The sequence below is a fragment of the Silicimonas algicola genome (assembly GCF_003148765.1).
Taxonomy (GTDB): domain Bacteria; phylum Pseudomonadota; class Alphaproteobacteria; order Rhodobacterales; family Rhodobacteraceae; genus Silicimonas; species Silicimonas algicola.
The window spans coordinates 178,437-185,816 of the sequence record NZ_QGGV01000009.1 but is presented as its reverse complement, the minus strand read 5'-3'; the positions used below and the strand labels follow the sequence as shown (position 1 = coordinate 185,816).

The window sequence follows — 7,380 nt, the reverse complement described above, 5'->3', positions numbered from 1 at the left end:
AGCGCGAGAAGCGCGGAAGCCAATGCCAGAAGTTTCACTTTCATCCTCCCAGGGTTTTCGCCGGGCAGCGTCGCAGCTACCGGCGGATGTCTCTTCTTCTGTTCCGATCCCGTCTCACTCCAGACGGCGATCGACCTCGTTCAGGTCTGCGTCCAACTCGATGTCCATCTGCTGTCCGCCTTCGCAGATCACGTCGTCCAGTTCGTAACCGCCGTCTTCCATCTCGATATCGGCGGGGTCCATCTGGCACTTCATCTCGGCCAGCTTCGCCTCGATCGCCGCCACCGTGGCTTCGTCGATGGCATGCGCGGCCGCAAAAGCCGGTCCGGTGAGAAGGAGCGTCGCGAGTGCGGTCGGAATGAGCTTGATCATGCGGAATTTCTTCACTGGATGCTGATCTTGATCTGTTGCGTTTCGCCGGTGGACCCGGGAATGCGCAGGACATGAGTGCCGGGTTTGATGGCGATGAACGAAAGCTCGGCCGTTCCCGCCGTGTCGAACTCGATCGAGTCAATCGCCATGGGACGCACCTCGATCTGGTTGATGACGATCTCATTCATCCAGATGGCGCGAAAGAACCCCGGCCCCTCGACGGCAAGCTCGGCAGAACCGTCAGCGACGATCTCGAGCGTGTAGTAGGCTCCCGACTGAAGCGTCACGTCCTCCCCCAGAGGCTGTCCGGACGCCAGCGTCAGCGTGATGGTCTCGCCCCTGTTGCAGGCCGCCAGAAGCCCCGCAAAGCCGAAGTCGTCGCACAACGGGGTGGCGGAGGCAGGCAGCCCGGCGCAGAGCGTCAAACAAAGGGCGAGGATACGCGTCATGGGTGTCTCCCTATTCATTCGATGACGACCACGCCCCAAGGCTGGTCGCCCACCTGGATCGAGCGCACCGCCTCTTCGGCTGCGACGTCGATCACGGTGATGTCGTTCGAGTTGCCATTCGTAGTGAGCAGGAATTTCTCGTCCGGCGTGAAGGCCAGTTGCCACACGCGCTGACCGACGAGGATGTAATCTCGCACCTCGAGGCTTTCAGCGTCGACCACCGCCACTCGGTTCGCCGGACCGAGTGCCACGAAAAGCGTCTTGCCGTCCGACGTCACCTTGGCCCCGACCGGCTGGAGCCACTCGGGCAGGACCCCGGGCACTTCGAAAGAAATCTTGTCGACAAGCGTGGGCGTGCCGGTCTCGTCAATATCCATCACCGACACCGTTCCTCCGATCTCGGAGGTGACGAACAGCCGTGATCCGTCGGCGGTGTACTGGGCATAGCGCGGCCGCTGGTCGACGAGCACGTTGTGCTTGATCTGGTAATCGTCGGTCGAGATGAAGTGCGCCATGTTCGTCGTCTCGGACGTGTTGACGACCCACTTTGCATCAGGGCTCATCCCCATGCCCTCGGGCTCGACGCCGACGGGCACCTCGGCGATCACGGTGCGGCTCTGGGTGTCCGTGACGGTCACCAGGTTGTCGTCTTCGTTCGCAATGTAGAGACGGTGACCGGACGGCTCGAGAATGAAGAGTTCAGGGTCGGGTCCAGAGGGCAGACTCGGAAGTTCCGCATAGGTTTCCGTGTCGAAGACGCGCACCAGGTTGTCGTCTGACGCGCAGACATAAAGGTGCTTGCCGTCCGGACTGACCGTGATTCCTCGCGGGCGATTTCCGCCGAAGAATTCCTCTGTCACCTCCCACGTTTCGGTATCGATGACCGAGACGGTGTTTCCGCGTTCGTTCGTCACGAAAGCCTTCCCCGCAAGGGCGGGCGATGCGAAGACCACACCGAGGAGGAGGAAGGGCAGAGAGGCATAGGTCATTGGGTCATCCTTGTCCGAGGGCCGTACAGGCGGATTCTGGGCGGTCGAGGCCAAGCGTGTCCTGAAGGGCGGTTCGATGAAGGAAGCCCTCCTGCGGGCTGACGCTTACCGTGATGCGGTCGTCGAAGAGGATCACCTCCTGCCGCATTTGCCCGTTCCAGTCGCGGAAGTTGACCTGGTGGCCTTTGAAGCCCGCCAGTTCAAAGGCATCCGATAGAAGGAAATCGATTACCGTGGTCACGTCGTCCGATTGCGTGCGGGTGACGGCCTCACCCAGGGCACGAAGCGCAATCCAGGTGTTGTAGTCCTCGTCCTTCATGTAGCGGACGGCGATTTTCTCGAACCGGTTCTGAAGCTGAGTGGCTCCGAAAGCCTCGTGCCCGCCGTGCATCTGCACCGGCCTCAGACCGGCGGAACCCATGACCGGACGCGGGGTCCAGAGGTGATAGGTCAGGTAGGGTGCGAAATAGTCACTGGCGTCGGCGGCGATGACCACGTCGTGCTCGGGCAGATCCTGCATGAATACGGGCAATTGTCGTTGCACCAGAACATGGCCCGAGTCGGTGCGCCGGGTGCCGCCGATGTCCTCGAAGATCCGCTCTTCGACGATGTCGGCCCCGAACTTCCGCGCCGCTTTGCGATAGGCATCGGCCAGCGCCACGTCGGGCGTGTTCGACCCCGCGATGAGGACGAGGCGCGTCCATTTCTTCCAGACGGCGAACTGGATCACCGCATCGGCCTGCTGCTGATAGCTTGTCGCGGTGTGCAGAAGGTTCGCCCTGCATTGGTCGTCGCGCAGGGGCATGTCCGCAGCCTCGGCGTTGAACACCATCGCGCCGGCCTCGGCCGCCTTGTCGGTCAGCCGAAGCAGATCGTCCATCCGCGCGATGACGACGATGTAGCGAAGGCCCTCGGCCAGGATTTCGTCCATCGCGGCGTCCGCGGTCTCCGGTGTCGCCGCACGCGTCGTCGTGGCGTAGGTGTGCCCCAGGAAGGTTCCGGTCGTATTGTTGTCCTCGTCTGCAAGCAGACCGCCGGCGACGCCCAAGTCGTCGGGTCTGAGATCGAAGCGTGAGATCGGCAAGGGGACCTGGTAGTCGACACGCAGAACGGCCGCGCGGACGTCTATGGCTTGTGCGGGCTCTCCGGCGAGGACGAGCATCGACACTGCCAAGCAAACGATCTGCGCGATACGAAACGGCATCTCTCTCCCTCATCAGGCCTTCAGGATCGATCCTCACGCCAACGCGCGGCGTCTGTAACCGCTACTTTTGGCCGAGTTGTTTCATAAGCTTAGTCGCTCCATCATTCCCCTCGACTCTTATTTTTTAAGAACGGGAGGCTGCCGCATGCGGCGGGTCGCCCGAGGAGGAGGATCCATGAAAAGACGCGCCTTTCTGGGATCGGCGGTCGGAGCCGCCGTCGCGCCGACGCTGGCCTTGGCACACGGACCGACACGGCAAAAGGTGACCCTGGAAGCCGAAGTCGCGGCCAACCCCGAAGAGGTCTGGACCGTGATAGGTGATTTCCAGGAAATGAGCTGGCATCCGGCCGTCTTCTCGACCGAAGGCGAGAATGGAAACCAGATCGACGCGACCCGCAGGCTGACGCTTGGCCAGGAGGGCGGCGGCAGCATCGACGAAGTGCTCTTCAAGTACGACGCCGACAAGATGACATATTCCTATCGCATCGAGAACGTGTCGGTCGACGTGCTGCCGGTGACGAACTACTCGTCTCACCTGACGGTCAAGCCGCGAGACGGCGGCGGCTCCGTCGTGGAATGGCGCGGGGCGTTTTACCGCGGCTACCCCAACAACGATCCGCCCGAGAACCTGAACGACGAGGCCGCGATCGCTGCGGTGACCGGCGTGTATCAGGCCGGTTTGGACGCCCTTGTCGAACGCTTCGGTGCGCCGGCGTCCTGACCTGGTAATGGTCGCTTGCCTGCTTGCCCTGTGTTCCACGGCGGCGGCGGACACAGCCTATGTCACCTGTCAGAACGGCGAAGAGGTCGTCGTCATCAATCTCGACACCGGAGAGACGCGCGCGACTTGGAGCATGCCCGGCAAACCGGCCGGCATCGCGATCGGCAGGGATGGCGCGGAGGTTTATATCGTGTCCCCCCGAAGGCAAGACGGTCCGCCGGCTCGATGCGTTGACGGGAGAAATGCTCGCCTCTGTGAAGCTGGATGGGGGACCAACGGGGATCGCCGCCGACCTTTCCCGTGGGCGCATCTTCGTCTCGGACTGGTTCGCATCGCGAATTTGGGTGCTGGACGCCATGTCGCTGAAGCCGACGGCAGAATTGCCGGTCGGAGCCTCGCCAGCGGGACTTGCACTGTCGGACAGCGGCCGCTTCCTTGCCTCCGCAGACAAGGACTCCGACCAGGTGTCCATCTTCGATGCTGAGAGCCTCGACCCAGTTGGTACTGTCGCGGTCGGCCTTCGCCCTTACGGCCTTCGCTTTGCGCCGGATGGACGGCTCTTCGTGGCCAACGTGGGTACGAACGATGTCAGCGTGATCGACCCGGAGAGCCGAAAGGTTACCGATACCTTTCCGGTCGGCGAACGCCCTTATGGCATCGCCTTCTCCAGGGATCGCATCTTTGTCACGAACCAGTACGGCAATAGCCTGAGCGTCCTGTCACTCGACAATCTGTCGCCAGTCGATGAAATCGACACGGGAGAGTATCCCGAAGGGATAGACACGACATCTGGCGGGTCTTCGGTCGCTCTGGTGAACTGGTTCGACAACACGCTGATGGTCGTCGATGCCTCGACGCTGGCAATCTCTGCTACATACGACACTTGCGACGGACCCCGTGCCTTCGGCACATTCCTCACTGGAGGAGACAATAGATGAGACTTGCCCTGATCGCCGCCGCAGCCTGTGCGGCAACGCCAACCCTGGCGGGCGAAAGCTGGGACGACATCAGCGCCGCGCTTTACGGCGATCAGATGCTTCTGGCCGCAACCGGCATCATCGCCATCGATGCGCCATACCGGACGCCAGACGACTCCCGCGCTCAGATGGCGGCCCATGTCGTTGCACCCTCGGGCACGACCGTCGAGGAAGTGACCGTGGTGCTCGACGAGAACCCGATGCCGGTTTCGGCCGTGTTCCGGTTCGCCGAGCCGATCCCGCGTTTCTATTTCGATGTGACGATGCGAGTGAACGGGCCGACACCTCTTCACGTCGTGGCCCGCACCAGCGACGGACGCCTGTTCGTAGCCGAAAGCTTCGTCAAGACGACGGGACAGGGCGCCTGCGCGGCGCCTCCGGGCGTCGACCCGGACATCGCGCTTCTGACCCTTGGCGAAATGGAGATCGCCCTGGCGGAACGCACCCCTCTTCCGCCTGGTGAGATGAGGCTCGCAAGCCTTGCCGAGCGCCTCAACACGCTGGACGTGGCCATCGACCATCCGCAGCACTCGGGGATGCAGATGGATCAGATCACGCTTCTCTTCACGCCGATGCGCTACATCGAGTCCCTGGGCATCGACCTTGAGGGAGGCGAATACGTCGACATGACCGGCTCTATCTCGCTGTCCGAGAATCCACAGGTCTCGCTGTCAATCCCGTCGGGAAGCCAGTCCGTCGATGTCACGATGACCGATACCGAAGGCACCGTCACCGAGGCGCACAAGGACCTGACAGGCTACTGAAAAGCTACGGCTGCGGCTCTTCGGGCGTTATCCGCTCCACCGGATAGTCCCAGAGTGCCCAGCCGTCCGTGCCCTCGGGCAGCCAGTAGACCGAGGAGTAACCCCACGCGATCGCGCGTCTGGCGGCGTTCCAACTCATCCAGCAATCCTCCAGGCAGAAGAAGACTACGGGATGTGCCAAGTCGCCGCCCGTCCCCTCTTCGAGACCGCGCCGAAAGTAATGGGCGGTCACCTCCGCGATGGCTCCGTATCCGACGTTCGGAAGCCAGATCGCGCCGGGAATCGAGTCGCGTGGCTTGTCGCGCCATATCGTGCCGGCGGGGAGGTTGTCGGGTTTGGGCGCCTGAGGCAGGACGTCGATGAAGAAGGCCTCTCCGTCCTCCCAGAGGTCGTGCGCCTCCTCCGGACCTACGACCGTTCCGCCCGTCAATGTAGAGGGGACGGGCGCGCGGTACTCGTCCATCCGATAATCGTCGGGCTCGGCCACCTGCGCCCCCGCCGCTCCCGTCAATGCGAGAAGAGCGGCGAGGACCTTCATCATTGTCCGAGGTCCACGACCTCGGTTCCCAGGTCGTTCACCAGAGGCACACCCGCCTCGACCAGGATTGCATTGATCTCGTCCTGATGCCGACGGATGAGGGAATTCAGCTCGCGCTGCCAGACCTTCTCGCCCTGACGGACTCCCATCGTGATCCGGAAGAACAGACGCGGCGGAAGCTCTTCCTTGACGAGCGGCGTGACCTTCATCCCGGGATAGGACGACTTGACCAGTGGCCCGCCGAGCGGACCCCAGAGAATGGCGGCGTCGATGGTGCCCGCCTTGAGGTCGTCCAGCATGTTGATTGCCGGACTTTCATAACGTCGGTCGACCACGAGGTTATATGGCTTTGCGGCCTTCATAAGCCCGTTGTGCGCCATGTGCGCCGAGGGCGGCGTTCCAGCGATGATCCCTATCTTGACCGACTTCAGGGCCGCATCCGAAAGCGTGTCGACGTTGGCAAGGGGTCCATCTTTCGGAACGATCAGGGCATAGGCAGAGGTGAGGTAGTGGTTGGTGTTGAGCACCAACTCCTCGCCCTGCGCATAACCGATGACGACGTCGCACTTCTTGGCGTTCAGGGTATTGCGGATGAACCCCGTTGCCATCGGGTACCACGTGTACTGGACGGGTATGCCCAGCTTGTCGGCGAAGAATTCGGCCAGCTCGTTTTCATAGCCTCCCTCCTTGTCGTCGGACATCGGAAGGTTGGCGGGGTCAGCGCAGACGCGCAGCGCAGTCTGGGACACGAGGTCCGATGTCTGCGCAGAAGCCATCCCCGCCAGCGATGCCAGAAGGAGCGATACGAGCGCCGCGCGGGTCAGCTTAACTTCCCATGCAAGCATCTTCAGCCTCGGAGAATGCCTCGGGCTTATCCTGCTTCTTTGCCGGCCGGCCGCGACCGACGGTATCGGTGCCACGGGCTCTGAGGTAGGTGTAGATATCGTCGAGGTAGCACATCACGTTCGGGTTCTGGCCAAGCGCGGGCATCACGAGGTTCTGCGCTGCGTTCACCTCCTGCTTGCCGTTCACGACGATGTCCTGGAACTCGTAGTAGTCGAGCCGCATGACCGACTCCTGAAGCGCAGGGGCATAAGAGCCGCCGGCTCCGTCCGGCCCGTGGCACTGGAAGCATTCGGCGTTATAGCGGCGGAAGCCTGAAAACGTCGCGAAATCGACCGTTCCATCCTCTTCGACCTTGAACGTCGGAATGCCGTGCTGCGTGTACCAGCGTCCGCCTTCTTCGTAATCGGCGGCGGTATCGGTGATTTCTTCCTGCGCGACGGCGGACTGCCCGAGCGTCAGCGCGATTCCCGCGGCCAACAAGAGCCTCATCTTACTCATCTCCGGTTTTTCCTTATCTGAC

The 7,380-nt window shown here is 62.3% G+C and carries 10 protein-coding genes; 3 read left to right on the top strand and 7 right to left on the bottom strand.

The window, feature by feature from the left end:
- Positions 1–114 precede the first annotated feature (114 nt).
- From C8D95_RS17545 to C8D95_RS17530, 4 genes are read right to left on the bottom strand one after another with little or no spacing between them, the layout of a single operon-like run.
- Positions 115–372 carry a PepSY domain-containing protein gene (locus tag C8D95_RS17545; RefSeq protein WP_109760507.1) on the bottom strand — a complete coding sequence of 86 codons (258 nt, stop codon included), beginning with the start codon at positions 370–372 and terminating at the stop codon, positions 115–117.
- A gap of 11 nt (positions 373–383) precedes the next feature.
- Positions 384–821, bottom strand: a complete 438-nt coding sequence (locus C8D95_RS17540) for a cupredoxin domain-containing protein (RefSeq protein WP_109760495.1) — start codon at positions 819–821, stop codon at positions 384–386.
- 14 nt (positions 822–835) lie between these two features.
- Positions 836–1,810: a YVTN family beta-propeller repeat protein gene (locus C8D95_RS17535; RefSeq protein WP_109760494.1), complete on the bottom strand. Its 975-nt coding sequence runs from the start codon at positions 1,808–1,810 to the stop codon at positions 836–838.
- Positions 1,811–1,814: 4 nt separating this feature from the next.
- A complete protein-coding gene (locus C8D95_RS17530) occupies positions 1,815–3,014 on the bottom strand; it encodes an ABC transporter substrate-binding protein (RefSeq protein WP_109760493.1) in 1,200 nt (399 codons plus the stop codon).
- Positions 3,015–3,189: 175 nt separating this feature from the next.
- Between C8D95_RS17530 and C8D95_RS17525 the strand changes: the two genes are divergently transcribed.
- From C8D95_RS17525 to C8D95_RS17515, 3 genes are all read left to right on the top strand, one after another.
- Positions 3,190–3,735 carry an SRPBCC family protein gene (locus tag C8D95_RS17525; RefSeq protein ID WP_109760492.1) on the top strand — a complete coding sequence of 182 codons (546 nt, stop codon included), beginning with the start codon at positions 3,190–3,192 and terminating at the stop codon, positions 3,733–3,735.
- Positions 3,736–3,977: 242 nt separating this feature from the next.
- Positions 3,978–4,673 carry a YncE family protein gene (locus C8D95_RS17520; protein ID WP_241239743.1) on the top strand — a complete coding sequence of 232 codons (696 nt, stop codon included), beginning with the start codon at positions 3,978–3,980 and terminating at the stop codon, positions 4,671–4,673.
- The gene (locus tag C8D95_RS17515) at positions 4,670–5,476 is read left to right on the top strand and encodes a quinoprotein dehydrogenase-associated SoxYZ-like carrier (protein ID WP_109760491.1); all 807 of its coding nucleotides are present in this window, start codon (positions 4,670–4,672) and stop codon (positions 5,474–5,476) included. Before C8D95_RS17520 ends, C8D95_RS17515 begins: the two co-directional genes overlap by 4 nt.
- A 4-nt stretch (positions 5,477–5,480) precedes the next feature.
- Here the strand turns inward: C8D95_RS17515 and C8D95_RS17510 are convergent, their stop codons facing one another.
- Genes C8D95_RS17510 through C8D95_RS17500 form a run of 3 tightly spaced genes read right to left on the bottom strand, consistent with a single transcriptional unit; the run spans position 5,481 to position 7,358 of the window.
- Positions 5,481–6,017, bottom strand: coding sequence for a PQQ-dependent catabolism-associated CXXCW motif protein (locus tag C8D95_RS17510; protein WP_109760490.1), 537 nt, complete (start codon positions 6,015–6,017; stop codon positions 5,481–5,483).
- On the bottom strand, positions 6,014–6,859 hold the full coding sequence (locus tag C8D95_RS17505; RefSeq protein ID WP_109760489.1) for a substrate-binding domain-containing protein: 846 nt from the start codon (positions 6,857–6,859) through the stop codon (positions 6,014–6,016). Before C8D95_RS17505 ends, C8D95_RS17510 begins: the two co-directional genes overlap by 4 nt.
- On the bottom strand, positions 6,840–7,358 hold the full coding sequence (locus tag C8D95_RS17500) for a c-type cytochrome, methanol metabolism-related (protein WP_109760488.1): 519 nt from the start codon (positions 7,356–7,358) through the stop codon (positions 6,840–6,842). Before C8D95_RS17500 ends, C8D95_RS17505 begins: the two co-directional genes overlap by 20 nt.
- Positions 7,359–7,380 lie beyond the last annotated feature (22 nt).